General features: G+C 72.0%; 24 protein-coding genes and 3 pseudogenes. 16 read left to right on the top strand and 11 right to left on the bottom strand.

All coding sequences use genetic code 11. The features are described 5' to 3' along the window. The first annotated feature begins 163 nt into the window (after nt 1-163). The 5 genes and pseudogenes from ACFYM0_RS02980 to ACFYM0_RS02960 all read left to right on the top strand — a co-directional run bounded on the left by ACFYM0_RS02980 (nt 164) and on the right by ACFYM0_RS02960 (nt 5,932). Nucleotides 164-919, top strand: a complete 756-nt coding sequence (locus tag ACFYM0_RS02980; RefSeq protein WP_388495943.1) for a hypothetical protein — start codon at nt 164-166, stop codon at nt 917-919. A gap of 808 nt (nt 920-1,727) precedes the next feature. Further along, nucleotides 1,728-2,570: a patatin-like phospholipase family protein gene (locus ACFYM0_RS02975; RefSeq protein WP_388495941.1), complete on the top strand. Its 843-nt coding sequence runs from the start codon at nt 1,728-1,730 to the stop codon at nt 2,568-2,570. A 144-nt stretch (nt 2,571-2,714) separates the two neighbouring features. After that, a pseudogene (locus ACFYM0_RS02970) lies at nt 2,715-3,705 on the top strand (NAD(P)/FAD-dependent oxidoreductase); the annotation flags it as partial. A gap of 253 nt (nt 3,706-3,958) precedes the next feature. Continuing rightward, on the top strand, nt 3,959-5,203 hold the full coding sequence (locus ACFYM0_RS02965) for a cytochrome P450 (RefSeq protein ID WP_388495939.1): 1,245 nt from the start codon (nt 3,959-3,961) through the stop codon (nt 5,201-5,203). A 57-nt stretch (nt 5,204-5,260) separates the two neighbouring features. Next, the gene (locus ACFYM0_RS02960) at nt 5,261-5,932 is read left to right on the top strand and encodes a TetR/AcrR family transcriptional regulator (RefSeq protein ID WP_388495937.1); all 672 of its coding nucleotides are present in this window, start codon (nt 5,261-5,263) and stop codon (nt 5,930-5,932) included. A gap of 108 nt (nt 5,933-6,040) precedes the next feature. Here ACFYM0_RS02960 and ACFYM0_RS02955 read toward each other — a convergent pair. Both ACFYM0_RS02955 and ACFYM0_RS02950 read right to left on the bottom strand, forming a co-directional pair. Further along, nucleotides 6,041-6,361 (bottom strand): annotated as a pseudogene (locus tag ACFYM0_RS02955) (transposase); the annotation flags it as partial. A gap of 179 nt (nt 6,362-6,540) precedes the next feature. After that, nucleotides 6,541-6,990: a TIGR03618 family F420-dependent PPOX class oxidoreductase gene (locus tag ACFYM0_RS02950; RefSeq protein WP_388495936.1), complete on the bottom strand. Its 450-nt coding sequence runs from the start codon at nt 6,988-6,990 to the stop codon at nt 6,541-6,543. A gap of 506 nt (nt 6,991-7,496) precedes the next feature. Between ACFYM0_RS02950 and ACFYM0_RS02945 the strand changes: the two genes are divergently transcribed. The 7 genes and pseudogenes from ACFYM0_RS02945 (at nt 7,497) to ACFYM0_RS02915 (ending at nt 13,058) form a co-directional block, all read left to right on the top strand. Next, the gene (locus ACFYM0_RS02945) at nt 7,497-8,441 is read left to right on the top strand and encodes an NADP-dependent oxidoreductase (protein WP_388495934.1); all 945 of its coding nucleotides are present in this window, start codon (nt 7,497-7,499) and stop codon (nt 8,439-8,441) included. Nucleotides 8,442-8,475: 34 nt separating this feature from the next. Further along, complete coding sequence (locus tag ACFYM0_RS02940) at nt 8,476-8,769, top strand: putative quinol monooxygenase (protein WP_388495933.1); 294 nt, start codon at nt 8,476-8,478, stop codon at nt 8,767-8,769. Nucleotides 8,770-8,956: 187 nt separating this feature from the next. Beyond that, nucleotides 8,957-9,184 (top strand): hypothetical protein, encoded by a 228-nt coding sequence (locus ACFYM0_RS02935; protein WP_388495931.1) that lies wholly within the window; start codon nt 8,957-8,959, stop codon nt 9,182-9,184. Between the two features lie 137 nt (nt 9,185-9,321). Beyond that, nucleotides 9,322-9,453 (top strand): annotated as a pseudogene (locus ACFYM0_RS02930) (LPXTG cell wall anchor domain-containing protein); the annotation flags it as partial. Nucleotides 9,454-9,570: 117 nt separating this feature from the next. Continuing rightward, a complete protein-coding gene (locus tag ACFYM0_RS02925) occupies nt 9,571-11,271 on the top strand; it encodes a Na+/H+ antiporter (RefSeq protein WP_388495929.1) in 1,701 nt (566 codons plus the stop codon). A 380-nt stretch (nt 11,272-11,651) separates the two neighbouring features. After that, entirely contained in the window at nt 11,652-12,326 is a 675-nt protein-coding gene (locus ACFYM0_RS02920) for an NAD(P)H-binding protein (RefSeq protein ID WP_388495928.1), read from the top strand. Between the two features lie 12 nt (nt 12,327-12,338). Further along, complete coding sequence (locus ACFYM0_RS02915) at nt 12,339-13,058, top strand: hypothetical protein (protein WP_388495926.1); 720 nt, start codon at nt 12,339-12,341, stop codon at nt 13,056-13,058. A 40-nt stretch (nt 13,059-13,098) separates the two neighbouring features. Here ACFYM0_RS02915 and ACFYM0_RS02910 read toward each other — a convergent pair whose 3' ends face one another. After that, the gene (locus ACFYM0_RS02910) at nt 13,099-13,899 is read right to left on the bottom strand and encodes an SDR family NAD(P)-dependent oxidoreductase (RefSeq protein WP_388495925.1); all 801 of its coding nucleotides are present in this window, start codon (nt 13,897-13,899) and stop codon (nt 13,099-13,101) included. Nucleotides 13,900-14,225: 326 nt separating this feature from the next. Here ACFYM0_RS02910 and ACFYM0_RS02905 point away from each other — a divergent pair, with 326 nt between their 5' ends. Together ACFYM0_RS02905 and ACFYM0_RS02900 are read left to right on the top strand one after the other, a co-directional pair. Then, nucleotides 14,226-14,402 (top strand): hypothetical protein, encoded by a 177-nt coding sequence (locus ACFYM0_RS02905; RefSeq protein WP_388495923.1) that lies wholly within the window; start codon nt 14,226-14,228, stop codon nt 14,400-14,402. A gap of 36 nt (nt 14,403-14,438) precedes the next feature. Further along, on the top strand, nt 14,439-14,687 hold the full coding sequence (locus ACFYM0_RS02900) for a hypothetical protein (RefSeq protein WP_388495921.1): 249 nt from the start codon (nt 14,439-14,441) through the stop codon (nt 14,685-14,687). An 11-nt stretch (nt 14,688-14,698) separates the two neighbouring features. Here the strand turns inward: ACFYM0_RS02900 and ACFYM0_RS02895 are convergent, their stop codons facing one another. From ACFYM0_RS02895 to ACFYM0_RS02885, 3 genes are all read right to left on the bottom strand, one after another. Beyond that, nucleotides 14,699-15,082, bottom strand: coding sequence for a DUF6009 family protein (locus ACFYM0_RS02895; protein WP_388495919.1), 384 nt, complete (start codon nt 15,080-15,082; stop codon nt 14,699-14,701). 166 nt (nt 15,083-15,248) lie between these two features. After that, nucleotides 15,249-16,859 (bottom strand): phage/plasmid primase, P4 family, encoded by a 1,611-nt coding sequence (locus tag ACFYM0_RS02890; protein WP_388495918.1) that lies wholly within the window; start codon nt 16,857-16,859, stop codon nt 15,249-15,251. Further along, nucleotides 16,856-17,896, bottom strand: a complete 1,041-nt coding sequence (locus tag ACFYM0_RS02885; protein WP_388495916.1) for a bifunctional DNA primase/polymerase — start codon at nt 17,894-17,896, stop codon at nt 16,856-16,858. The genes ACFYM0_RS02890 and ACFYM0_RS02885 overlap by 4 nt, the downstream gene beginning before the upstream one ends. A gap of 630 nt (nt 17,897-18,526) precedes the next feature. On the opposite strand from ACFYM0_RS02885, the gene ACFYM0_RS02880 reads away from it, so the two are divergent. After that, nucleotides 18,527-19,558, top strand: a complete 1,032-nt coding sequence (locus ACFYM0_RS02880; protein ID WP_388495915.1) for an EAL domain-containing protein — start codon at nt 18,527-18,529, stop codon at nt 19,556-19,558. 123 nt (nt 19,559-19,681) lie between these two features. Here ACFYM0_RS02880 and ACFYM0_RS02875 read toward each other — a convergent pair whose 3' ends face one another. Continuing rightward, nucleotides 19,682-19,990 (bottom strand): alpha/beta fold hydrolase, encoded by a 309-nt coding sequence (locus ACFYM0_RS02875; protein ID WP_388495913.1) that lies wholly within the window; start codon nt 19,988-19,990, stop codon nt 19,682-19,684. 171 nt (nt 19,991-20,161) lie between these two features. On the opposite strand from ACFYM0_RS02875, the gene ACFYM0_RS02870 reads away from it, so the two are divergent. Next, nucleotides 20,162-21,229, top strand: a complete 1,068-nt coding sequence (locus ACFYM0_RS02870; protein WP_388495912.1) for a serine hydrolase — start codon at nt 20,162-20,164, stop codon at nt 21,227-21,229. Nucleotides 21,230-21,306: 77 nt separating this feature from the next. Here the strand turns inward: ACFYM0_RS02870 and ACFYM0_RS02865 are convergent, their stop codons facing one another. The 4 genes from ACFYM0_RS02865 to ACFYM0_RS02850 form a co-directional block, all read right to left on the bottom strand. Continuing rightward, nucleotides 21,307-22,119, bottom strand: coding sequence for a hypothetical protein (locus tag ACFYM0_RS02865; protein ID WP_388495910.1), 813 nt, complete (start codon nt 22,117-22,119; stop codon nt 21,307-21,309). Nucleotides 22,120-22,618: 499 nt separating this feature from the next. Beyond that, on the bottom strand, nt 22,619-24,070 hold the full coding sequence (locus ACFYM0_RS02860) for an LCP family protein (protein WP_388495909.1): 1,452 nt from the start codon (nt 24,068-24,070) through the stop codon (nt 22,619-22,621). Next, nucleotides 24,067-24,228, bottom strand: coding sequence for a hypothetical protein (locus ACFYM0_RS02855; RefSeq protein ID WP_388495908.1), 162 nt, complete (start codon nt 24,226-24,228; stop codon nt 24,067-24,069). The genes ACFYM0_RS02860 and ACFYM0_RS02855 overlap by 4 nt, the downstream gene beginning before the upstream one ends. 128 nt (nt 24,229-24,356) lie before the next feature. Beyond that, nucleotides 24,357-25,109 carry a deaminase gene (locus tag ACFYM0_RS02850; RefSeq protein WP_388495906.1) on the bottom strand — a complete coding sequence of 251 codons (753 nt, stop codon included), beginning with the start codon at nt 25,107-25,109 and terminating at the stop codon, nt 24,357-24,359. Between the last annotated feature and the right edge of the window lie 223 nt (nt 25,110-25,332).

Raw genomic sequence — 25,332 nt, 5'->3', positions numbered from 1 at the left:
GCCCCGCGAGCGCTCAGGTCAGAGGCATCCGGGATTGAGCGTGTTAGCTGGCCCCTGCGCGTTCTTGTTGGCCCCGGTGCACGTCGTGCCCGGCCCCGCGCCCGGGTCAGCCCGCTGGGTAGGCCTTCGCCGGGACGCGAAGAGGCCCCTCTACCCTGGCCCGATGATGGATGCGGATGCGCGTGACTTCCGGGTCGGCGACGTGTTGTCGGTCGCCTGCTCCTTCACGCCGGCCCGAGTTGAGCAGGGCGTGACCTGGGACTACGTGTCCGTGTACTGGCCCTGGTGGGAAATCGACAGCGACAGTGACTCCTTCCACTGGAACGGCGTCGTTGCCCTGGGCGTGGACGCTGGCGAGTGCGTCGCGCCTGACGTGCAGGCGGAACTGTTCCGTACCGAACCGCCGCCCCAACATCTGAAGGCAGGAGACATCTGCCGGGTTGGAGTGCCACCGACCGTGGTGCATGTGACGGCCGTCGGTCACCATGACCCGCCCCTTGAGACGGGCTGGTTGCCCCGCCCGTCTCAGACGGTGGCGGTGCTGCGCCGCGGGGTGTCCTACCGCGAGTATCCGGATGGGAGCCATCTCGATGGCTCGGGGTACACCATTCATCCCGACGACGGGATCCCCTTCGACTTTGAACTGTTGATGCGGCCGTACGCCCACCTCGACCTGGGCGACGAGGTCGCCGACGCCACTGGACGGGCATGGCGGTTCGACGGCCCCTGGGAGTGGACGCCCTTCGACGGAGAACCCGTCGGCACGGGACCCGGGTGGCCACTCGTCCTGCTCACCCGCGCAGGAGCACCATGCTCCATCGAGCACGCCGAGACAGTGGCCGCGAGCACAGCGAACGGCTCGCACCAGGAGACGGTCCGAGCCTGGATGTCACTCACGGGGGCCTCCCCGACGACCTGACCGCCGGCCTCGCCTCCGCCGTCGACTTCCTGAAGCATGGACCGCCCATATCGGCCCTCTGTGGCATGTCGGCAGGTCAACGGCGTGCGGGGATTGGCGTTCTAGTTGTCCGGCGGGGCCAACTACGGCGCTAAATCACAGAACGTGAGCATGACTGAGTACTTCAGTTGGCGGATGAGCGTGCCACTTGGAGAACTGAGCAGCGTAGATGGCGGACGACTCGGCGCAGGCCAGCGCCGCTACGGAGCGCGCGGAGGGACCCGGGCCCTCGGCCGCGGGCCGCTACCTTAGCCAGAGGCTCGGCTTGTCGAGGTCGAGCCAGGTGACGTGCTAGCTGTACCCGACGTGCTCGTTGTCGATCACGCAGTCGACCCTGGGTCTGATCCTTGAACAGGCTCGCTAGGGCGCTGTGCGTGGACGCGGCGCAGGTGCTTCACCGTCACCGCCGCCGGGAGACCCCCCAGGAGTAGGGACAGCCCCACCGGGAGCACCCCCGCCCACACCGTTGGTCCGCCGGGGGGTGGACGGCCCTGCGGGCTGGCCCGCCCCCTGTGTGCCTTCGGGCACGGGCGGGTCAAAGGCGCTGCCCTCGGGCAGGTTGCTTCGCTCCCGGGTTCCTTTGAAGGCGCTTCGCGCCGAGGCCGGCCCCTGCGGGGCAAGGAAGAAACCCGCCTTGGGCCGGCCGGGTGGCGTTGGGGCGGCCCGGCCGGTGCGGGAAACGGGGAGTTCTCCCTGCTTTCCGTGCTACCGTCTTGCTCGTCAGGAAACGGGGATGGCTCCCCGTTTGTGGTTCGGGGGGAGAGAGACCATGACCAGCACGACCTTGGTGCTCGGTGGCGGGGGAGCGGTCGGTTTCGCATGGACGGTCGGGATGCTGGCCGGGCTGGCCGAGAAGGGCCTCGACCTCTCCGGCGCCGACGTCACGATCGGAACCTCCGCCGGCTCCGTGATCGGCGCACGGCTCACCTCCGGCGTTCGCGCGGAGGAGATGTACCGCGAAGAACTCGACGGAGCCCTGGAGATCGACGTCACCGTCACGCTGCGCCAGACTGTCCGCTTCCTGCGGGCCGCACTCGGGTCGCGAGATCCGCAGCGATCCGTCCGGCGTCTCGGGCGGGCTGCGCTGGCCTCCCGTACTGTCCCCGAGTCGGACGTCCACAAGGCGGTCGCCGTACTCCTGCGTGGAATATCCGACTGGCCCGCGGAGGCGGACCTGAGGGTGACGGCAGTGGACGCGGCCGATGGAGAGCTGGTCGCCTTCGACTCCGGCTCACCCCTGACCCTCCCCGAGGCGGTGGCGGCGAGCTGCGCCGTGCCCGTGGTCTGGCCGCCCGTATCGGCGGCCGGACGCCGGTGGATGGACGGAGGCAGTCGTTCGACGGCCAACGTGCATCTCGCCCGCGGTGCCGGCCGCGTCGTCGCCATCGCTCCGATTCCCGAAGCCGTCGGCCCGCACCCGAGCGCCATCGTGCAAGGTGCGGAACTCGTCGCGGACGGGGCGCTGGTGGCGGTCCTCACCCCCGATCGTGCGGCGCGGAAGGTCTTCGGCCGCAACATGCTCGACCAGACCCGCCGGGCCGCTGCCGCCCGGTCCGGCCGTATCCAGGCAGCCTCGTGCGCGGACGCCGTCCGCGCGGTCTGGGCCGGCTGACGCATTGAACGGTGTCCGCCTCCGACGGGCGGGCCTCCCCGTGGCAGGCACCGACAGGCATCACCCAGAACCGCCAAGCACCGACACGTAAGGACAGTCACCCTCGCGGCCCCTTCCGCCGCGACTCCGAAGCGGAGTGTGATCATGAACAGCAGCACGAACGCCGTAGTGATCGGTGGCGGATACGCGGGCGTCATGGCCGCCAACCGCCTGACCCGGCGCGGCGACACACACGTCACCCTCGTCACCCCGCGCTCCTCGTTCGTCCACCGGATCCGGCTGCACCAACTGGCCGGAGGGACGGACACGGCGGTCGTCGCGTACGAGGACGTGCTGGCCGACCGCGTCGGGCTGGTCGTGGACACCGTCACTCGAATCGACGCGGCCGGCCGCACCCTCGCCCTCACGGACGGCAGGACGCTGGGCCACGACTACCTCGTCCACGCGGTCGACAGCGGCAGCGCCGTCCCGGAGGTCCCCGGAGCCGCCGAGTTCGCCCGCCCGCTCGCCACCTTGGCAGAGGCCGCCCGGCTGGCGCCGGTCCTGGAGGCCGCATCGGCTTCGGCGGTGGTGACGGTGGTCGGAGGGGGTCCCGGCGGAATCGAGACCGCCGCCGAACTGGCGGGCGAGGGCCGCGCCGTCACCCTGGTCTGCGGCGGAGCCCTCGGCCCGTACCCTCCACCCCCGCGGCCGACGCTCGGTCGCACGACGGCTCGCGAAGCTCGGGGTGACCGTGCTCGAAGGCGCCGGAACGCGGGTGACGGCCGTGACCCGCGACGCCGTGTCGCTCGCCGACGGCCGTGAGGTGCCGAGCGGGTTGACCCTATGGGCCGTCGGCTTCGCCGTCCCGGACCTGGCCCTGCGCAGCGGGCTGAGCACCGATGCCGATGGCCGTCTACTGACCGACGAGACGCTGATCAGTGCGGATGACGGCCGGACCGTCGCGGCCTGCGACTCGGCGGCCCCGTCGGGCCCGCCGCCGCGGATGAGCTGCCAGGCGGCGATGCCGATGGGGGCCCGGGCGGCCGACACCGTGCTCAGCCTGATCGCGGACGATCGGCCCGCCGTGCTCAACCAGGTCTTCGGCGCGCAGTGCCTCAGCCTGGGCCGGGGCGACGGCCTCCTCCAGTGCGCCGGCACACAGGTCACCCTGCCGACCCCTGCCTGACCGCTCGGATCCGCCGACGCGAGCCGGCGCCGCCACCCTGCCCACCAGGCCCCGCCGACTCCCCGTCTCCGCCCGCCCACCGCCCCGACCGGAGGACCGGCGTCGCTTCACACAGGGACACCCCCCCATCCCATCCATGAAGCGACGCCGTCCAAGCGAACCGACATCCCGCGAACCAGACATCCCGCCCCTCCGACCTGCTGAAAGCGAAGGTCCCCGCATGCCTGCCCCGACACCGACTCTTGACCAACTCGCGCCCGCCGGAACCGACTTCACCGCCGACCCCTACCCCGTCTACGCCGCCTTGCGGGATCAGGGCCGCGTGCACCGTGTCCACATCCCCGCCAGCGGTGACGTCTGGCTCGTTCTCGGCCGCGACGAGGTGCGCGCCGCGCTGACGGACCCCCGGCTGCGCAACGACATACGGCACTCCGCGAGGTGGGAAAGTGACGGCGGCAACGCCATCGGGCTGAACATGCTGCAGACCGACGCTCCGCAGCACACCCGCTTGCGTGCCCTCGTCGCCCGCGAGTTCACCGCCGGGCGGATCGAGGCGATGCGGCCCCGCGTGCAGCGGATCGCCGACGGCCTCCTCGACGCCTTCCCGTCTGCCGGTGCCGCCGCGGACCTGGTCGCCGGCTACGCCCTGCCGCTGCCGCTGACCGTCATCTGCGAACTGCTCGGAGTTCCTGCCGCCGACCAGCACCACTTCCACACCTGGTCGACTGAACTCGTCGCGCCGTCATCGCCCGCCGCGGCGGGCGCCGCCGCTGGCGAGATGAGCGCGTACTTCGCCGCGCTCATCGCAGCCAAGGCCGGCGATCCCGGCCCGGACCTGATGAGCGCCCTGGTCCGGGCCTCCGCCGCACCGGACGCACTCTCTCCCGAGGAACTGCTCGGCATGGCATTCCTGCTGCTCGTCGCGGGGCACGAGACCACCGTCAACCTCATCTCGGGCGGTGTCCTGAACCTGCTGCGCCACCCCGACCAACTCGCCGCGCTGCGCGCGGATCCCGGTCTTCTCGACGGCGCGGTCGAGGAGATGCTCCGCCACGACGGTCCCGTCACCGCCGCGGCCTTCCGGTTCGCCGCGGAACCTGTGGAGATCGCGGGCGTCCGCATCGCGGCCGGCGACAGCGTGATGCTCTCCCTGGCCGCAGCTTCCCGCGACCCCGAGCACTTCGCCGATCCCGACCGCTTCGACATCCGCCGTACCGTCCGGGGACACCTCGCCTTCGGCCACGGCATCCACCACTGCCTGGGCGCGCCCCTCGCCCGCCTCGAAGGGCGGATCGCCGTGGAGACCCTGCTGCGCCGCCTCCCGGACCTGGCTCTGGCCGTCGAGCCGGACTCCCTGGTACGCCGCCCGGGGACCATGCTCAGGGGCCTCGCTACCCTGCCGGTGCGCTGGTCGCGGAGGCTCCCGGGTGACGCCGTCACCCGGGGCGCTAGCATCCGTATCTGACCGACGCCCCGCCACCGGCGTGCGCGCGTGGGCACGAACACCACAAGGAGTGAGAGTGTGACCCCTGGCACCGAACGGCCCGCGCCGCTACGGCGTGACGCGCGGCGCAACCGCGAGCTGCTGCTGGCAACCGCGCGCAAGGCCTTCGCCGCCCAGGGCCTGGAAGTCCCTCTCGACGAGATCGCCCGCCGGGCCGGCGTCGGGAACGCCACCCTGTATCGGCACTTCCCCACCCGCGCCGCCCTGATCGACGCGGTCTTCCAGGACGCGCTCCAGGGAACGGTCGCGGCCGGGGAGGAAGCCCGCACCGCCCGCGACCCCTGGGAGGGGCTGGCCCGCTACCTGGAGGCGGTCTTCACGGTGCTGGCAGCGGACCGCGGCATCAACGACCTCATGACCACCCCGGTCGAGGGCGTGACTTCCCTCGACGCAGTCCACGTCCACAACCACCAGACGATCGCCCTACTGGTGGACCGCGCCCAGCGTGACGGCACGATGCGCCCCGACGTCACGGTCGAGGACGTGCTCATGAGCCTGGCCACACTGGGCCGCTCCGTCCCCTCCCTCGAAGCCGCGGGCCCGCCGCATGCTTGGCGCCGCCAACTGACCCTGTTCCTGGACGGCCTGCGCGCAGGCACGCGCCCTCCATCGGCCCTGCCCGTGCCGGGCCTCACCGCCGGGCAACTGGCAGCCGTCCTCCTCGACCTCGGCCCCCACAGCTCGACCTGACCCGTCTCGCCCCAGGCCGTTTCTTCGGGATCACCTCGCGGCCCAGATGTGGATGGCCGCGAGGTGGAGGGCTGCCCGGTAGATGGTGGCGGCCTTGTCGCATGCGGGCGGTCTGCCTCCCTGGCGCCCGAGGCGTTTGCGGTTGGCGATCCGGTCCGAGGGGTGCGGGATCACGGCTCGGATCCCGCGTCTGCGCAGGTGCTCCCGGATCGCGCGGGACGAATAGGTCTTGTCGGCCAGCACGGTCACGGGCCGAGTCCGGGGCCTGCCGAATCTGTCGGGCAGATCCATCCACGGAGTCCCGGTGCGGTACTTGAACGCGATCGTGTCGATCACCTGCCGGTGATCCCTCCACCGCCCACCCCGCCGAGGTGTCCGGTCCGGCAGCAACGGCTCGATCCGCGCCCACTGCGCGTCAGTCAACGACACACATCAACCAACGATCCGGTCCTGCCGTCGCGGGCGACGTCCACTGCGTACCCGGCGGCCTCCAGGCCGCGCTTGAGGGACGCGGCCGGCCGCCTACGCCGGAACTCCTTTGTGTGAGGGGCGGGTTGCTGGGGGATCTCCGCGAGGCCGGGACGTGGGGGCCATGGCAGGTGTGTCGGTCACGGAGCAGGGACGGGGCCGCCAGGCCGGAATCGCTCCACTCCTACGATGTGCCGCACCTTGATCGGGCGCACGATCACCGAGACTCGCTGCTCCCCGGGCATGATCCACTCGTAGCGCTCGATGCCCAGGTACTTGCGTGCCAGCCGGTCCATCCGATCGTGCGCCTCCTGGCCCTCGATGAAGCGGGCCACCACACCTCTGATTTGTACTCGGTCGAAGGGATCGGTGGCGTCCGCGTGCGAGAGATAGACGCGGGGGTCGAGGCGCAGGTTTTCCTCCTTCACCCGACCCACCGAGGTGGTGAACGTCAGCTCCCCCTCGCCCTCGAGATCCACCCACATCGGGCTGACCTGCGGTGATCCGTCGGCGAATACGGTGCCGACGTACCAGATGTTGGGGGCTTGCAGCCGGGCGCGGACAGCATCGCCGAATGTCTCAGCAGTCATCCTGCGAAGCTAGCAACCATGCACGGCGCGAAAGCTGCAACTGAAAAATTCGACCACGCCAAGGCCGCTGGTGGGGGTGTTGTGCCTAGGCCCCCGGCGGTTCCACAGGGACGCGAAGGCCTTGCCGATGACAGGGTGGAGGTGCCGTGCATGTACGAGGCCGCGAAGCTCCCCCTGGCGCAAGACGGGGCGAGGGCCGCTGGGCTCAACGCCCGCCGGACGGTGGCCTGCTACCCGTTCGTCCGCTGCTGCTCCTGCGGCGGCAGCGGAGTGACCAACAGCGGCCCGCACCGGCACCCGGGCGCAGCTGCGCGACGAGTGCGCCAAGGCCGGCCGATGCCGCCGAATTCCCGGCTCGGGGCACGAAGTACCGCCCCCGCGATGAGAGCGATTAGGACGTCCGGTGTCCGCAGGGTCGTCCCCGGGCTGACCTCATCGGTGGATGCGCGGCGGGCCCTGGGGGACCGAGCATTCGGCAGGACGAACACCAATCGGGGGAGGGACCCTTGAAGCAGACGATGACGGCGGTCGTACAGGACGGCCTCGGCGGACCGGAAGTCCTGTACCTGACGGAGACGGACCGCCCCGTCCCCGGGTTCGGCGAGGTCCTCGTCCGGGTGAGCGCGGCCGGAGTCAACCCCATCGACGGGAAGACCCGGGAGTCGGGCGCGTTCCTCGGCTGGCCCCCGTTCGTCCTGGGCTGGGACGTCTCGGGGGTGGTCGAGGAGACCGGACCGGGAGTCCGCCTGTTCGAGTCGGGGGACGAGGTGTACGGGATGCCCGCCTTTCCGGCGCAGGCCGGCGCGTACGCGGAGTACGTCGTGGCTCCGGCGCGTCACTTCGCCCCCAAGCCCGGCCGCCTGACTCACGTGGAGGCGGCCGCCCTCCCCCTGGCGGCGCTCACCGCGCGCCAGGCACTCGTGGACGCCGGAAGGGTGCGGCCGGGCGACCGGGTCGTCGTGCACGGTGCGGCCGGCGGGGTCGGGCACCTCGCCGTCCAGATTGCCAAGGCCCTCGGCGCGTACGTCATCGCGACCGCCAGGGCCGCGCAGCACCCCGTTCTGCGAGAGCTGGGGGCCGACGAGCTCCTCGACTTCACCGAGGTCGACGTCCACGCGGCCATCAAGGACGCGGATTTCGTCCTGGATCCGCTCGGCGGTCAGGACGCGTTCCGTGCCCTGGAGTCGCTCAGGGACGGCGGCACCCTCGTCTCCCTGCCGTCCCCCGAGGACGACGCGGTGATCGCCGCAGCGGCCGAGCGCCGGATCAGGGCCGGCTTCATGCTCGTGCAGCCCGACCCGGTGGGCCTGCACCACATCGCGGCCCTCGCCGACGCAGGGAAGGTGCGGCCGCTCGTGGCTGCGACCTTCCCCCTGGCGGAAGTGGCACGGGCCCACCGCTTCGCCGAGGCCGGGGGCGTCACGGGCAAGACCGTCCTCACCATCCGTTGACCCGCACGCACCTCCCGGAGCAGAAATGTTCACCGTGATCGCACGTTTCGTCCTCAAGGACGAGACCGCCGCACCGGAGTTCGACGCGCTGGCCGCCGAACTCGCCCGCAGTGTCCACCGGTCGGAGCCGGGCTCGCTGACCTACCAGTGCCATTCAGTGGCCGACGCCCCGCTCCAGCGGGTGTTCTGCGAGGTCTACCAGGACCGCGAGGCCTTCGAGGCCCACCAGGGGATGGCCCACACGCGGCGCTTCTTCGACGCCTACGAGGAGTACGTCTCGGACCTGCACGTGGACCTGCTCACCCCGCTGCCCGGGACCTGCACGTAGCAGCCGGGCCGCCGGATTCCTTGGACGTCCGGTAATGCCGGGAGCCGCCCGGCGGCTTCTCGCAGGACACCGCGAAGGTGATCGCCACAGGGACGCTCCCCCGCCGCGGGGGCCGGTCGGAGGATTCGGGCAGGCCCCTCTCCCCGGATGCTGGAAGGCATCATCCCTCCGTGGAAGGCGCCCGATCATGCGACCCAAGGCTTACCGGATTGCAGATTTCAAGATCAAGGACGAGCAGGTCTGTGACTCCTGGTGCGCGGAGTGTGACGGGCGGCCCTCCCGCAAGGTCGTGACGTACCCGATGTCCGCAGTATCCCGAGCGGACAGTACCGTCGCCTCCCTCGGCGCGGGGGCCCACACCCATTACGTGGCCAGGGGCGACCGGCTGTTGGTCGTCGTCCCCACCCCCTCCTGAGTGGCCTGAGTCCATGGGTGTGTCCGGCGACCCCGCCGGCGCGGCCCCGTTCCCTGCACCCGTCGTGGATGTGACCGCCACCGCCACCGGGAAGGGCGAAGCGGTCGAAGGGCGGGGGCGGCTTCCTCGCTGACACGGGCGGCAACGTCCTCGTGCCGGCTGCGGGTGCCGTGGTCCTGCTGGGCGCCGGTGCCGTGTACTACGCACGCCGCCGCAGTGGCGGCCGCAAGCCCCTGACACATTCCGCCTGTCCCCATCCAGAGCACTAGGCCTTTCCCCTCTCGCGGCTCCCCCTCAGCCCTGGCCGATGGACGATCCGGTGCGCGCGCGGCCCGCATAGCCTCAACGGCTCGTGGTCCGACCCCGTCACCCCGTGGGAAGCAGGCATGGAAGTTCTGGAGGTCCTCGCGCTCATCGCCGGCAGCACGGTGATCGGCGCCGCGGTACGACGCGGTCCGGTGCCCGCGCCCCTGGTGCTGGTCGTGGTCGGACTGTTCGCGACCATGGTGCCCGGCGTACCGGTCTACGTCCTCGACCCGGCCGTCGTCATCCCTCTGATGTTGCCCCCGCTGCTCTACGGCGCCGCGGCGGACAGCTCGTACCCGGACCTGATCGCCGCGATCCGGCCAGTGCTGTGGCTGGCGGTCGGGTACGTCCTCTTCGCCTCGCTGGTGGTCGGCTACGGCGTCCACTTGCTCCTGCCCGGCATACCCCTGACCTCCGCCCTCGTCCTCGGGGCCGTCCTGGCGCCGCCCGACGCGGTGGCGGCGACCGCCATCGCCCGCCGGCTGCGGCTGTCACCGCGGATCACAGCCGTCCTGGAGGGGGAGTCCCTTGCCAACGACGCCACCGCGATCACCGTCTTCAAGGTGATGCTCGCGGTCGCCGTGGGGGAGGGCACGGGATGGATGGACGGCATCGCGGAGTTCCTGGTGGCCGCGATCGGCGGGGTGGCCGTCGGGCTGCTCCTGATGCTCCCGATCCACGCGATGCGCCGCCGGCTGCGCGAACCCGTGCTGCACAACACGCTCTCCCTGCTCGTTCCGTTCACCGTCTATGCGCTCGCGGAGCGGCTGCACACCTCCGGCGTGCTGGCCGTGGTGGTGATTGCGGTCTACCTCGGACACCGGTCCTGGGAGGTGGACTTCGAAGCGCGGCTGGAGGAGGCAGCCGTCTGGCGGATGGTCGTCTTCGTTCTCGAGTCGGTGGTGTTCGCCCTGATCGGGTTGCAGCTGCCGAGCGTGCTGGAGGGACTTGACTCGTACGGTGCGGGCCGACTGGCCTGGTACGCGGCGGTGGTCTTCGCGCTGGTCGTGGCGGTCCGGCTGTTGTGGATCTTCCCCGCGGTGTTCCTCCCACGGCTCCTCAGCTCCCGGATCCGTGACCGGGACACCGACACCACCTGGCGGTCGGTCCTGACCGTGGGGTGGTCGGGGATGCGGGGGGTCGTATCGCTGGCGGTGGCCTTCTCCATCCCGGTGACGGCGGCGGGACTCCCCGGCGAGGACGGCTTCCCCGTCCGCAGCCTGGTGCTCTTCCTCACCTTCACCACCGTCGTCGCCACGCTGCTCGTCCAGGGGCTCACCCTGACCCCGCTGGTGCGGATGCTGAAGCTGCCTCGGCGGGATCCGCTGGAGGCCGCCACAGCCGCGGCGCACGCCCAGGGGGCCGCCGCGCACGCGGCCCTGGCCAGGCTCGACGAACTGCTCGACGCCTCGGAGCACGCGTTGCCGCCGGAGCTGGAGAAGCGGTTGCGGGGCGTCCCGGGACGCCGGCTCCGCGCCATCGCGCAAGACGGTCCGCAGGACGCCGACAGTGCCCGTGCCCAGGCGACGTACCGGCTGATGGTCCGCGAACTCCTGGCCGAAGAGCGGCGCGTTCTGGTGGCGTTGCGGGACGCGGGGCGGCTCGACAGCGAGACGATGCGGCTGCTCGTACGCCGGCTGGATCTGGAGGAGTCGGTCCTGTTCACCGCCGGGGAGGCGGCGGGGCGCGCTGCGAAGCCGCCCGCGCGAGCGTTCCTCGGCGTCCATGGACCGGGTTGTCGACGGAGTCCGGTCCATCCTCTGCTTCGACGCGAAGGCTGACGCGGGCCTGACCGGGCCTGGGTCATGACGAGTACGGGGCTGGTTGCCGCCGTGGTGCCGGGGCTGGTGGGCACGACCCTCTACGACCGCCGGGGGCTCCACCGGGCGAGCAGGACCAGGGACTGGCCGGGCCGGGTCCGACGGACATGGATGGACCGGGCTCGAGCGGGGTCCGAGGGACGCAGCGTCCCTCGGACCCTTTGTCTTTGAGGCTGCGTCTGTTCAGACCCTCGATGAAATCCCAGGTCAACGAGCTGAAGTGGGGGGATCAGGGACTGAAGGGACTCAGGTTCGCCACTTCCGTCCCTCCTGTGTGTGCATGCGTGCGGGCGTGAGGCATCCGGCTCAATACCCCGTGTGTTCCCGGACAGCTCATAACCGTGAATCACAGTCCCTTCGGTCCCTCGGAATCCGGCAGAAGCGCCCCCGCCCGCAGGTTTCGCAGTGACCGAAGGGGACAGGGACCGAAGTGGGGCCCTGCAACAGGAACCGTAGGAGGACCGCTGGTCCGCGGGCTCGCGGCAGCGGGCCACCGGGTGGTCGCACTGGTGCGTTCACGGGACGGCGCCGGCCGCACGCTGCCGGCCGGAGTGGTCCCGGTACGGGGTGACGTCACCGATCCCGCCTCGCTGCGGGCGGCGCTCGACGGATGCGACACGGTGTTCCACACCGCCGGGCTCGCCGAGCAGTGGCTGGCCGACCCGTCGGTGTTCCACAGGGTCAACGTGCAGGGCACCCGGAACGTGGTGGAGGCGGCTCTGCCGGCCGGCTCTCCCGCGGCGAGCTGCACTTCCTGTGCTCGCGCTCCGGTCCCGATGCCACGGCCGCACGCACCCGCCTGGGCTGGCCCCCCACTCCGCTCGCCGAGGGGCTCAGAGTCACCCTCTCCGCTCCCTGACGGCGGACGCGAGGGACCCGTAGGGACCGAACGGACTCGGACGGCGTGGCCCGCGGTGGATCGCGGGCCACCCGGTGCTTCCCCCTATCGGGTGAGGGTCGGCGCACCGCGTGATTTCTACGCTCGGGGCATCCGTCCGCTTCGTCCGTCACCGTGAGGGAGAACCTCGATGCGCCCAGTTGCCCGAGCCATGGTCCTGTCCGCCGCCCTTGCCGCACTCATGGGCACTCCACTCGCGGCCTGGGCTGCCGAGGGCCCCCCGGCCGCCGCCCCGGCCGCCGCCGCAGCGGCGGCCCCGGCAGAAGCCGGGAAACTTCCCGGCCTGGGGCCGCAGACGCGGTCCCTGATACCGGATCGGACCCGTCAGGTGCTCCTGGTGTCGGGGTCGGCGGACTCCGCCCAGTCCACCGTCTCCCTCTACCAGCGGGGACCGTCCGGCTGGCAGCGAACCGCCGGACCGTGGACCGCCCACAACGGCCTGCGCGGCTGGACCCACGCGCACGAACTGAACGACCTCCGCTCGCCCTACGGCGTCTACGGGCTGACGGACGCCGGAGGGTGGCTGCCCGACCCCGGTACGAAGCTCCCGTACCGCGGCAATGCCGACTTCAAGACGGACCGCGTCTTCGCGGGCAAGCCCATGACCGATTCCTTCGGCTACGTCATCGCGATCAACTACAACCGCGTCCAGGGAAGATCGCCGATGGACAACGCCAAGCCCCTCGGCACGGCCAAGGGCGGCGGGATCTGGCTCCACGTGGACGCGGACGCCCCGACACAGGGCTGTGTCTCGATCTCGCGCGGCGCCATGCGGCGAGTGCTGCGGACCCTGAACCCGGCCGCCCACCCCGTGATCGTGATGGGCGATCGCACGAGCCTGGCCGCCTGACCCGGCCCGTGGCGGACTCCACTGACGCGCGCCCTTCCGGTCAGCCGCGCCCGCCGGCGCGCGCTTCCTCCGGGGGCTGGGCGCCGAGGTCGTAGCCGTACATCTTCGACCAGCTGTTCGGGAAGATCTTCATCAGCGAGGACAGGAACTTGTAGCGGGCCGTGGGAATGGAGACGACCTTGCCCTTGCGCAGGTCGGCCAGTGCGACGCGGACGAGGACCTGTACGTCGACCCAGCCCCAGTCCGTCTTGTCGGGGATGCCGGCGCGGCGGTTGAAGTCCGTCGCCACGTCTCCCGGACACAGGGCCATGATCTTGACGTCGGAGCTCCGCAGCGCCTTGCTGTAAGCCATCTCCTCCGTGTGCCGCAGGACGGTCGCGGTGCTGGTGCCGTACAGGGAGTCGACCCACGCCGGGGCGATGCCGCAGATGCTGGAGACGTTGATGATGCCGCCCTTGCCGCGGGCGAGCATGGCCTGCACGGCGGTGAGGGAGAAGTGGACCTTGGCGACGGCGTTGACCTCGAGCATGTACATCTCGTGGTCGACGGGGTTCCGGGAGGCGCCGGTCGAGTAGCCCATGCCGGCGTTGTTCACCAGGAGGTCGATCGGGTGGATCCGGTCGCTGAGCCGGGCCAGGACCGGCTCGCGGCCGGCCCGGGTGGAGACGTCCGCGGCGAGGACGCCCACGCGGGTGCCGTGGGCGTCGTACAGCTGCTCGCCGAGCCGCTCCAGCTTCGCCACGTCGCGGGCGACGAGGACGAGGTCGTGGGTCGGAGCGAGCTGGCGGGCGAACTCCTCGCCGATGCCGGAGCTGGCACCGGTGATGAGGGCGACGGGCATGGCGGCTGTCCTCTCTTCGGGGCCCTCATCGGGCCGCGAGACGGCTGGCAGAGAGAGTGGCACGCCCGGGGTGTCGCGGTGGGGCTCCAAACCGGCCACAGTCGGTCCGGTTCCCGGCACGTACGGGTACGGGCGAGTACGAGCGGTCGGCGACCGCCGAGGCGGGCACCGGCGGGCGAGGTACGTTGGATGGAGCGGCCGCGCGATCTCGATCGGCAGGGGCCCGGGTTCGCGGTCAGCGTCCCGGAAGGCGCTCACGTGACTTGGCGGCAGGCTTCCACCCATGGCCAGGCAGCGTGGCGGGCTTCACTTTTGGCATTGCCGATGTGGCAGCCTGTCTCGGTGGTGACCTGAACCTCGCTCCCGTCGCCGACGTGGTCCCCGCGGGCCTGGGGGCCAGGAACGCCCCGATCGGCCTGTACGGCCGGGAGTTCGGCTCCACGGCCGCGGCCGTGACCCGCACGGCGACGCGGGCCACCAGGCCGTGTTCCCTCCCTCCGTGATCCGGAACATGCTCGCGGGCACTCGGCTTCAAGGGCGTGGTGATCTCGGACGACCTCGGGAACGCCAAGGCGGTGCAGGCCGTGCCCGCGGCGGACCGTGCCGTCGACTTCCTGTCGGCGGGCGGGGACCTCGCCCTGACCGTCGCGCCGAACCTGATCCCCGCCATGTCCGAGGCCGTTCAGGCGCGGGCGGCGCAGGACCCGGCCTTCAAGAGCCAGGTGGACCAGAGCGTGCGCAGGGTCCTGACCGCCAAGCAGCAGGCGGGCCTGCTGACTTGTGGCTGAGTCCGCCAGGGTCAGGCGCTGGGGGGTCGGGGAGTTGTGAGGCTGTGTTGGGAGCGGGGGGTCTTGAGGCCGACTTTGCGGGGTTCGACGGTGCGGGGGTCGACCGCCTCGCCGGGTGCGCCCTCCTGGTAGAGGCCGTCCGGTTGTGCGTCGCGGTCGTGGGGGAGCAGGTAGAACACCCGCCGCTTCTGTAGTCCGGTGTCGGGGTCCGCCTCGGCGCGGTCGTCCAACTCGGCGAAGCCGACCATGCGGCCGTCGCGGAAGTAGCGCGGCTTGCCCCGGCGCCGGGGTGTTTTGTCGAGGGCCTGGCGGACGTAGTCGAGCGACTCCGGGCTTTCCAGCCACACGACTTTGTCCTCGTGGAAGAGATCGCACGCGCTGAGGAGCGAACTCATGGGCAGTCGTCCCCTCTGTCCGCCGCGTACCGGCGCGCTGTACCCGGCGTCCCCGGGAGCTCGAGCCGATGAGTCTTCGGGGGCGGCGTCTCCCGTCCTTCACCCATCGTCGCGCTCCGCTCCATGCCGGATCGTCGGACCACCGGCCGACAGTAAGTTTCGGACCTCACGGCCCACTGCCGTCCGCGCGGCCGGCGCTCTGCTCCTGATCGGCCAGCAGGGCCAGGCCGGGGTAGAACTTCTGACCGTTCGAGCGGAGCATCTCGCCCGGCGAGGCGATGGCGACTTCCGCCCGGATGCGGGTGGCGAAGGCCCGTGCCGTGGCCGGGCGCAGCCCCTCGCCCTCGCTGCACCAGGTGCCGTATGCACGGTAGAGCAGGCCCTGTTCCACTTTGAGTTCCCGGTAGTCGCCGTCCGCGGTGGTGGTGCAGCACTCCGTCAGGAAGCGGCCGATGTGGTCCTCGGTGTTCGCGTAGGCCTGGGTGGCGGTGCGCACGACGTGGGGGCCGACCAGCGACGGCTTCGTGGCGAGGTAGGCCCGGGCCCCCTGGACCATCCAGTGGAGGATTCCCGGTCCCTCGTCGCGGACGAGTTCCTCCGCCAGGTTGTCGATCTTCCGTTCGGCCGGGACGATCCGTTCGAAGGGGATGAGCCGGATGCGCCGCCAGAATGCGTGGCCGCCGGTGCCCACTTCGGGGCGGTGGTTGCCGAGCAGCCACAGCTTGTGGGTGGGCTCGAAGCTGAAGAAGTCCTGTCGCATGCGGCGGGCCTTGAGGCGATCGCCGCCGGTGAGCAGCTTGACCCTTGCCTCGTCGAACTTGTCGTGTGCCTTGAGCTCGCTGCAGACGAACAGGCGCCTGCCGTGCAGTTCGGTCAGTTCGGTGGAGTGTTCGTTGAACTTGCCGCGGTCCATCAGGAAGCCCGGTGGGGCGACGTCCGCGTAGTCGCCGAGCAATTTGATGACGACGTCCATGAGCGCGGACTTGCCGTTCGCGCCGATGCCGTAGAGGAAGGGCAGCACCTGGCCGCCGACGTCGCCGGTGATGGAGTATCCCAGCAGGAGGTGCAGGAAGCCGATCATCTCCCTGCCCTTGTCGTCGTCCCCGAACGTCTCGTCCAGGAACCGGGTGAACCGCGGCGTCGGGATGGCCTCGGGCGCGACGAACGTCGCCCGTGAATGGAGATCGCGCGAAGGGTCCGGCGCGCGCAGTTCGCCGGTGCGCAGGTCGACCACACCACCGGGGGTGCACAGGGCGAACTTGTCTCCGTCCAGGACGTCCGGATCGAGGGCGAGTCCCGGGGCCGCCTTGGCCTGCGCCAGCATCGCCTTGACGCCCGAGGTCGACATGGAGCGCTTGCGGTGCTGTTGGAGCTCCCGGTCGGTGAAGAAGCCGCGGGGGTCGTGCAGGGGCAGCAGCTCGGCCATGTCGCCGCCGGCCCAGACGGCTGCCTTCTCACCGCCGGTGCGCTTCCACCAGTAGGAGTCCCACACGTACCAGCCGAGTCCCTCCACGTGCCGGAAGCGGTCCTTCTGGAGGTGGGCGAAGAGCAGGGCGTTTCCGCGGTCGGTGAGACTCGTCAGCACACCGGCCTCCAGGAGGTCCGCGGTCGCCGACGCGACCGGCGGGCGGCTGTCCCGGGGCCGCGCCACGATGCCGTGACGAGAGGCGGGAGCAGCGGCGGGACGTGCGACGGCCTGCGGGAGCCCGGCATCGAAGGCCGCCATCTGCTCCGCCGCGGCCTGTGCGTCGAAGCCACCGGTGCCGAGGCTGCTCATGGACGTCCCTTTGGGTGGATGGGACGGGTGCTGCCCGCTGCGTACGCCGACTCGATGATCGATCGGTTGCGGCGTTGCTGGCGCGGCCGGGCCTGCTCGGCGGCCTCTGTGAGGAGCGCCCTGCACCTGGCGTGCGAGAGGTGGCCCGCCGCCGCCAGGCCGGCGGCGGTGTACGCGGCCCGGTTCAGCTTCTCGGTGAAGCCCATGCCGCAGGGGCTCGCCGTACAGCCGCGTACCTCGGCCAGGAGGGAGCCGAGCAGCCGCACGGCGTGATGGGCCGGACGCGGGCCCGTCCTCGGCTGCCCGGTCGCGGGCGGGGCGGACCGCTGCGGGGCAGCGGCGGCAGACGGGGCAGCGGGGCCGTGCCCCGTGCGCAGTAGCTCCGCGGCCAGCCAGTCGGGCAGCGGGGCCGGCCTGCGGGCGCCGGGCAGCGGCCGGTAGTCGCCCCGCGAGGTGCGGGTGCCGGGCGCCACGACGTACCCGCCGTCCGCCCGAACGTCCACCTGCCAGGCGAGCGCCGCACCGGTCCCCGAACCGCAGGAGGAACGCAGTCGGGGGCCCCCGCGCGGCAGCGCGTACCAGACGTGCAGGCCACCGGAGGGCGTGGCCACCCGGAGGGTGCGGCTGTCGTCTGCGGGGTTCGGCCGGGAGCGGAGAGCGGCCAGCAGCGAGAGCGTGTCGAACCCGGAGGCCAAGCCTGTCAGGTCCACTCGCGGGTCGATGGCGATTCCCGGCAGCAGCCGGTCGCGGCCGGGCACGGACGAGGGGTGCACGTCCACGTCGAGGACCACCAGGCCGGAGCGGCCGCAGGCGACGCCCACCCCGAAGCCCGGCCTGCCGGTCCACCAGTGCTCCACGAGCGCGGTGTCGGTGGTGGCGGCGTGGAAGCCGTGGCACCAGCCCCCTTCGGACCGGCACGGGCAGGCCGCGGGCGGATGGGGCTCGGCCCGGCAGCGGGCGCAGTTGGGGGCAGGCGCCTTCCTTCCCGGGGCGAGCGGATGGACGGCCCGGCCTTCGGCGGCGAACCACCGTGCCACGTCGAGGTGTCGAGGTGTTGCGGTGCTTGAAGAGGGGCGCTGGGCGCGGGGCGGCACGTTCTGTCTTCCTCGGCTGCTGGGGACTCGGCGCGGTCGCCCTCGTGGCGGGGGAGAGGGGCTGCCCCTGCGGGCCTGCCTCTACGAGGGGTTGCAGGGACTGGAGGGACCGACCTTCACGCCGGGCGAGCCTAGCCTAGAGGTGACCTGCGGAAAGGCGCCTCGAGAGAGCGGTTCCGCTGTTCGGTCCCATGGGTCTCCCCCTGGCGTTCGGGTGGCGGCCGGCCCCGGTCGTCCTTGGTGAAATCGCAGGTCAGAACAGGCGCGTTGACGGAAAGGGGCTGAAGGGACCGACGGTGGCACGACGGGGTGCGGTCCTCGGGGGGACGCAGGGCGAAAGGTCCGGGTGGGGGAGGTCGGGCGTCCGGAGGGGGAGGCCGGTCGGAGGAGGCCGGACGCACCATGGTGCGCGGTCCGTCCCTGGTGCAGGGTGGAGGCGCCTTCGGCACGCGACTGCGGCTGCGGGACGCCCTGGTGTGCCCGGTGAACCGCCCGCAGAGGCTGGCGGTTCGCCGGGCGCGCGGCGAACGTGGCCGGTACGACAACCCGTGGAGAAGAAGGCAAGGCACACAGATGGGACCGCAGCACCAGGCCCCGGGGCCGCAGAACAGGCCGAGTGGACGGCGCGGACATGCCGCGGCGCCCTTTCGCACGTCCGCGGACACGGTGGCGCTGGTCGCCCTCGCCGTGGTCGCCCTGCTCGGTCTGCTCGGGGTCCTGACGCACCTGCGCGATCTCGATGCGCTCGCGTTCATCGGCGCGACCTGTGTCGTACTGCTGCTCGTGCGGGCGGTCTGCTCGCGGAACCAGTGTACGGAGGAGGCCGGGGGAAGGTGCTCGTCCTGCCTGGAGCGGGCACTGGGCGGTGGTGCCCTCGAACTGCACTACCAGCCCCAGGTGACCCTCTCCGGAGAGGCCGTCGGCATGGAGGCGCTCCTGCGCCGCCGCAGGCCCGGCGGGCGGCCCGAGTCCGCCGTCGCGCTCATCGAGCGCGCGGAGCACAGGGGTCTGATGCCCTGGCTGACCCGGTACGTGCTCGACACGGCGGTCGCACAGGCGGCCGCCTGGCACAAGGAGGGCCTCGCGGTTCCGGTGTCGGTCAACATCTCGCCGACCGACGCACTGGTGCCGGGCTTCTGCGCGGATGTCCGCGCCTGCCTGCGCCGGCACGGTCTGCCGGGACGGGCGCTGACGGTTGAGGTGACGGAGAGCGCGTCGGTGCCCGACGTGCCGGCCCTGGCGGCCGCCCTGGCCGAGTTGCGCGGCCAGGGGGTTCGGATCTCTCTGGACGATTTCGGAACGGGCCACTCCTCGATCACCCGCCTGCGGGAACTCCCCGTCGACGAGCTGAAGATCGACAGGTCCTTCGTGTCGCGGATGGCCGACGATCCCCGCGACGCCGCGGTGATCCGGTGCTCGGTGGGCCTGGCGCACTCCCTCGGGCTGGGCGTGGTGGCCGAGGGAGTGGAGACTCGGACCGATCTGCGGCTGCTGGAGTGCATGGGAGTGACCGTGATCCAGGGCTGGTTCGTGTCACCGGCGCTCGCGGCCACGGAAGCGACGGGCTGGCTGCGCCGGGCGGCCACGGCGGCGAGCGCGGGCTGACCGGTTCAAAGGCGGGCTCCGATGCGCCCGGGGACGGTCACCACGCGGCGGAGGGCCGGCCGCCGGTGACGGCCGGCCCTCCGCTCCGCGAGGAGCCGGGACCGGTCCCCGGATCGACCCGGGTCATAAGGACAGGTCCGCGCCCGCGGATCCGTCGGCACGGGTGTAGGGCACCGCGTTCAGCGACTCCGGCAGCCGGCTGCCGGGGAAGCTGCCGAGGACGTCGTTGGCGCTCTCACCCTTGTCCGGGGCGATGGCGGCGATGTAGACGAGGGCTTTGACCTGAGGGTTTCCGACAGCGGCGTTGGTGATGACCTCGCCGCCGTAGGAGTGTCCGGCCAGAACCACGGGGCCGGGGATGCCCTTGAGCACGTCGGCCACGTAGGCCGAGTCGGAGGCGAGCCCACGCAGCGGGTTCGCCGCGGCCGCCACCTTGTACCTCGCGTCTTCCGCCCGTTTCCACCCGGCGGTGCGAGCTCCTCCGCACCTGCCCGCCGATAGGGGGAAGGCCGGCCGCCCGGGGGCGCCGAACATGGAGGTGGTCCGGGGGGCCGGGGGCCGGGGGGCCGAAACGAGCCGAACCGATCGAGGAAGGCGAGCCCGGTGAAGAGGAACCCGAAGCCGCTGGCAGCCGCCGGAGCGCTGGTACTGGCCTGCGTCGTGGCGGCCGTCACACCCGCGCACGCCGCACCCCGCGGTCCCGGTGACTCCACCACCGGGACGGCGTCCGCAGGACCGGTCAGCGGGACGGTGGCCTGCACGGCGGGGGACGGAAGCGGCGGGCGCCTCGCCGCCGACGTCGCGGCCGTGCTGCGCCACCGCAGCAGCCGGGTGTCCCTGGAGTTCGAGGACCACCGTACGGGGACCACCTGCGAACTCGGAGCCCGGCGTACCTTCGACGCGGCCAGCACCGTCAAGCCGATCGTGCTGGGGACGCTGCTGTGGACCCGGCACGGTGAGCCGTCACCGCCGCAGAAGAAGCTGGCCGAGAAGATGATCGTCGACTCGGACAACGGCGCGACCGCCGAGCTGTGGAAAGAGCTTTCCAGCACCTCCGGGAGGGGCCCGCAAGAGCCGGTCAAGGTACGGGAGTTCCTCGCGGCCGCTCACATGGACCACACCGTGCCGAGCTCCGGCGGAACCTTCGGCCTGACCCGGGTCACCGCCCCCGACCTGCTGCGGCTGCTCCAGGTCCTGCGCGGCGGGGGCGGCGTACTGGACCCGGCCTCCCGTGCCTACGCGTTCGGGCTGATGGCCCGCGTACGGACCGACCAGCGCTGGGGGGCATCGGCCGGCGCCCCGGAAGGCGCGGTGGTGCACATCAAGAACGGGTGGCTCCAGCGGAGCGCCCAGGCCGATGACATCGACGACCGAGGCGACTGGAAGATCAACAGCATGGCCGCCGTCACGGGCCCCGGCTGCGACTACGACCTGGTCGTCCTGACCGAGAACAACCGGGCGGCCGGGGGACGCCCGGCCCGCGCGGGCTATGCGTACGGCGTCACGACCATCGAGGACGTAGCCAAGGCCGTGAACCGAGCGGAGGCGGGAGGGGACGGGAAGCCGGCCGGGAAGACCGCGCCCTCTTCCGCGCCGGAGGCCGCAGTGGCCTTCGGCATTGCGGCTCTGGCCCTGGCGGGCCACCGCTCCCTGGGCAGGAAGCGTCGGTAGGGGCGCCCGGGCACGGCTCGGCCGCCGCCGGACGCGGTCGGTGCTCCGTCCTGCACGAACAGTTGTCCCTCCCGCCCCTACTGCGTCCCCTCATGGGTGCTGGGCCGGTCACCGGATACGACCACCCGGGAACAGGGGGCCCGGACAGGCCGGAAGCGAGGCGGGCCGCCTCGGGGACCGTGCTGTGGCGCAGACCGTGCGGCGAGTTCGGCTTCATCGTCCCGGTCGGTGACGGTGAGCCCGACCTGTTCGTCCACCGCTCCGACCTGGCGGCCGGCTCCCCGGCGGGACCGCCCGTCGCGGGCGACGCCCCCGGCCGCGCGGACCCGGCCGGTCGCGCCGGCCTTCAGGACGCCGGTGGTGGGATCGATGGGCCTGCGGACGACGGACGCGGGAAGGTGTGCGAGCGGGCCGCCCGTACCGGCATTCATCTGGGCCGTGACCAGTGCGGGCGATCTGCCCGTGAGATCGAGCGAGGCCGCGCTGATGCAGGGCCGCTCCGGCAGGCCCGCATAGGTGCCGCAGCCCCTGCCCGCACCCGTGTAGGCGTAACTCCCGACACGGGGCAGGACGTAAGTGTCAGGGCCGGTCTGCCAGATGCGCGTGGTGTCGAAGACGTCGAAACCGATGCCGATGCCGATGCCGATGCCGGCGACGTAGAGTCGGTCACCGGACCAGACGACCGCGTGTGCGTGCCCTTTGGTGAGGGGCGAGTAGCTGCTGCCGTCCGCGGAGAGGCCGACGAGCTGGACGTGGCGGTAGCGGATGTCCGTGGGGTCGGTGACGTCGGCGAACGTGAGGCGCTCGGTTCCGTGGGGCCCGTACCGGCTGGTGACGACGACCTTCCGGGCACCGACCTTGCCCTGGGCGATGCCCGGGGGGCCCACCACGCCACGTTGTCGTCCTCGGGACTCCGGGAGAACCCTTCGGCTCGGAGGGAGTTGGCGGTGTGGCAGAGCGGGCGGGCGCGGGTCGGCAGCGCGCTGCCGACGAGGTCGGTGAGGCTGATGCGCCGGATCGCGGGGTAGTCGCTCTCGTAGGCGTAGGCGTAGGCGTAGGCGTAGTCGCTCTCGTAGGCGTCGGCGCGGGAAGCGTCGGAGGGGGACCACTTCAAGCCGAGGCCGGTGGTGCTCGTGCGGCTGATGACATGGGGGGGGCCGCCACGCTCGCGCTGGTGGCCATTCCCACGGAGACCGCCAGGGCCATCACCAGGGCCACGGCGTACCTGCCGACGGGGACGTGCACGGGTGGATCCCTTCGGCGGCTGTTCGGACGTCGGTCGGGCGTGAAGTGCCGCGATGACGGATACCGCCGCGGCCGCGCGCCGCGCGGGTCCGCGACCGGGCCGGTGCCGCGGGGGCCTGCCGGGCCGGGGTCACGGCCCGCTGGTCACAGGCCCAGCGAGGAATGGTCGGTGCCGAGGATGAGGGTGACCCGGGACGACGCCCCGGTGCCCTGTTGCCGCAGCACCCCGGGGTCGAGGCCGAGCGCGGTGGCCAGCGCGAGCGCGGCCGGTTTCCCGCTCGGGCCGTAGCGGATCACCGTCTCCCGCTGGGCGGGCGCGTTGCCGGGCGCGGCGGTGCGGAAACCGGCGCCGGCCAGCTTCTCGGCGGTGGCGGCGGCCTTGCCGGTCGTGCTGCTGGCGTTCAGGACGGTGACCGTGATGTCTCCGCGGGCGCGGGCGGCGGTGCCGGATCCCTGCGCGGTGCCGGAGGGGTCCTGCGGCCGGCCTTCCTCGTCCACCGGCTTGTCGTCGCGCAGCGCCGCGAAGAGCTCCTTGGCCGACGACTTCCAGACCACGTTCGCCTTGTCCGTCGGCACGTCGAGCGAGCGGGGGTAGTTGGGGACGGTGAGGAACGTCAGCCGGTCCTTGGGCATGCCCTGGAAGTCCTTGGCGAGGCCGAGCAGCGTCGACAGCCCGCCGAGCTTGCTGTCCACGGTCAGGGACTTGGACGCCGCGTCGGCGAGCCGGTACATCGCCGCCGCGTTGAGCTTCTTCTCCCCGACCGTAGTGAAGATCGCGGTGAGCAACTGCTGCTGGCGCCCGATGCGCTGGATGTCGCTGCCGTCGCCGAGCGAGTAGCGTGCCCGTGCGAACCCGAGTGCCTGTTCGCCGCCCAGCTTCTGGCAGCCGGCCGGCAGGTCCAGGGAGGCCTTTTTGTCCTTGACCGCCTTCGGCAGGCACATCTGTACCCCGCCCAGGGCGTTCACCATGTTCTTGAAGCCGGAGAAGTCGATCTCCATGAAGTGGTCGATGTGCAGACCGGTGTTGAGCTCGACGGTCTTGATGGTGCACGCTGCACCGCCGGCGACGCCGCCGTTGGAACTGCCGACTGCGAAGGCGCTGTTGATCTTCGCCGTGGTCGGGCGGGAGGTCTTGCCGCCACCGAGGTCGCAGCTGGGTACGTCGACCCAGGAGTCCCGGGGCAGGGAGACCACTGTGGCCCGCTTACGGTCCGCGGACAGGTGGAGGACCATCAGGGTGTCCGAGTTGTGCGTGGCCAGTCCCTTGCCGTAGCGGCCGTTCGTGCCGTCGCGGCTGTCCGAGCCGATCAGGGCGATGTTGAGGGCTCCGGGCGGAGACTGCGCCGGCCGGTCGTCGCCGAGCGAGGACGCGACGTCGGCGGTGGTGATGTTGCCGTCGAGCTTCCGGTAGAGGGCGTACGCGAGGGAACTGCCTCCCACCGCGAGGACCAGCGCCGCGATGATTCCCGATCTGGCCAGGGTGCGGCGCCGGTTGCGGTTGCGGTCGCGGGACCGGGCCTGCTCCCGCGAGCGCGGGCGGGCATGAGGTGGAGCGCTGCCGGACTGCCGGGTCGCGGCGCGCCGCGACCCGCTCACCGCCGGGCCGGATTCCGGTCGGCGCGCCGGGCCGCCATGAAGTGCCAGGCCTCCTGCCGCAGTCGGTAGAAGGCCCGCCGCGCGGTGCCAGGGGAGAGGGCACTCGCCGGGAGGTGCGCGAGGACCGCAGGGGTGTTGTCGACGTGGACGTCCATCATGTCGCTCTGTCTCTTCTGGGAGGCTGCGGCGCGGCGGGGCAGCGCCGTTGGGCTCTTGCCATCCTGGGACGCGGAGCCTTGCGGCTTCCCTAGCGCCCGGCTGCGGCGAGGATGTGCGCCGGCCCCGCTCAGGGACCCGGGAAGATGTCCATGCCTTGCACCCGGCCGCATTCGTCCGTGTAGAACACGCGCTGGACCCCCGCCTCCCACAGGGCGCGCTGGCAGCGCGGGCACGGCCGGGCCATCGCGGGCCGCCGCCGGGCGTCCACGCGGGCCACGTACATGGTGGCCCCCTCGGTGTGCCGGGCCCGGCGGAGCGCTGCCACCTCCGCGTGGAAGGTGCTGTTGCGGAAATCGACGAAGGGCGCGTTGCGCCTCTTGTTGGGCGCGGCTGCCAGGATGCGGTTGCCGTGCACGAGGACCGCTCCCATCGGATACCTGCAGCCCGAGCGGGCGGCCTGCCGGAGCGCGGCCTGGATCCAGCTCGTGCGGGAGTGGCGGGACGGGGGAACCTCTACGGCGAGCATGGATGTTCTCCTGCGGGCGGAGTGTCCTCGGCCCAGGGACTGGAGGGACCAGAGGCGGAACGTGTCGCAGGAATCAGCCTCGCGCCGCGGTTGCCCCGCCGGATCCCCTGATCGGGCAGGTTCGGCGGGGGAGAGGCCGCGCCGCACCCGCCGGGGAGCACCGCCGTGCAGAGCCCGCTGGCCTCGGGCCGCCCGGGCGCTGAAGGCCTCCGGGAGCAGGGGCGGCGCCGCACCCATGATCGCGTACGGATCGTCGCCGCCGGGGTGCGCCGGGGCCTCGATCAGGTCGCGGTAGCCGTGGCGGTGGTCGATGTCCATGATTCCCGGTGCGGGGAGTCGGGTGCCGACCCGCATGGTGCGCACCTTCGGGGGAGGGGGCGCGCGGACGGGCAGCTCGCCGGCGGGTGAGGCGGGCGCTTCGCAAGCCCACCTCGGGGAGGTCCGGCCCGCAATCCCGTTGGGGCACTCGCGGGGCCCGGCGCGGGTCTGCCGCCCGGCCCGGCCGTTCGGTCCGGCCGTTCGGTCCCGGCGGAAGGACTGCACGTACGCCTGCCCCGAGGGCAGGGGCCCGCCCTCT

It is taken from the genome of Streptomyces sp. NPDC006487, from assembly GCF_042870555.1.
GTDB lineage: Bacteria > Actinomycetota > Actinomycetes > Streptomycetales > Streptomycetaceae > Streptomyces.
Note: the sequence above shows the minus strand (reverse complement) of the source record. Positions and strands in the feature narration are given on the sequence as shown.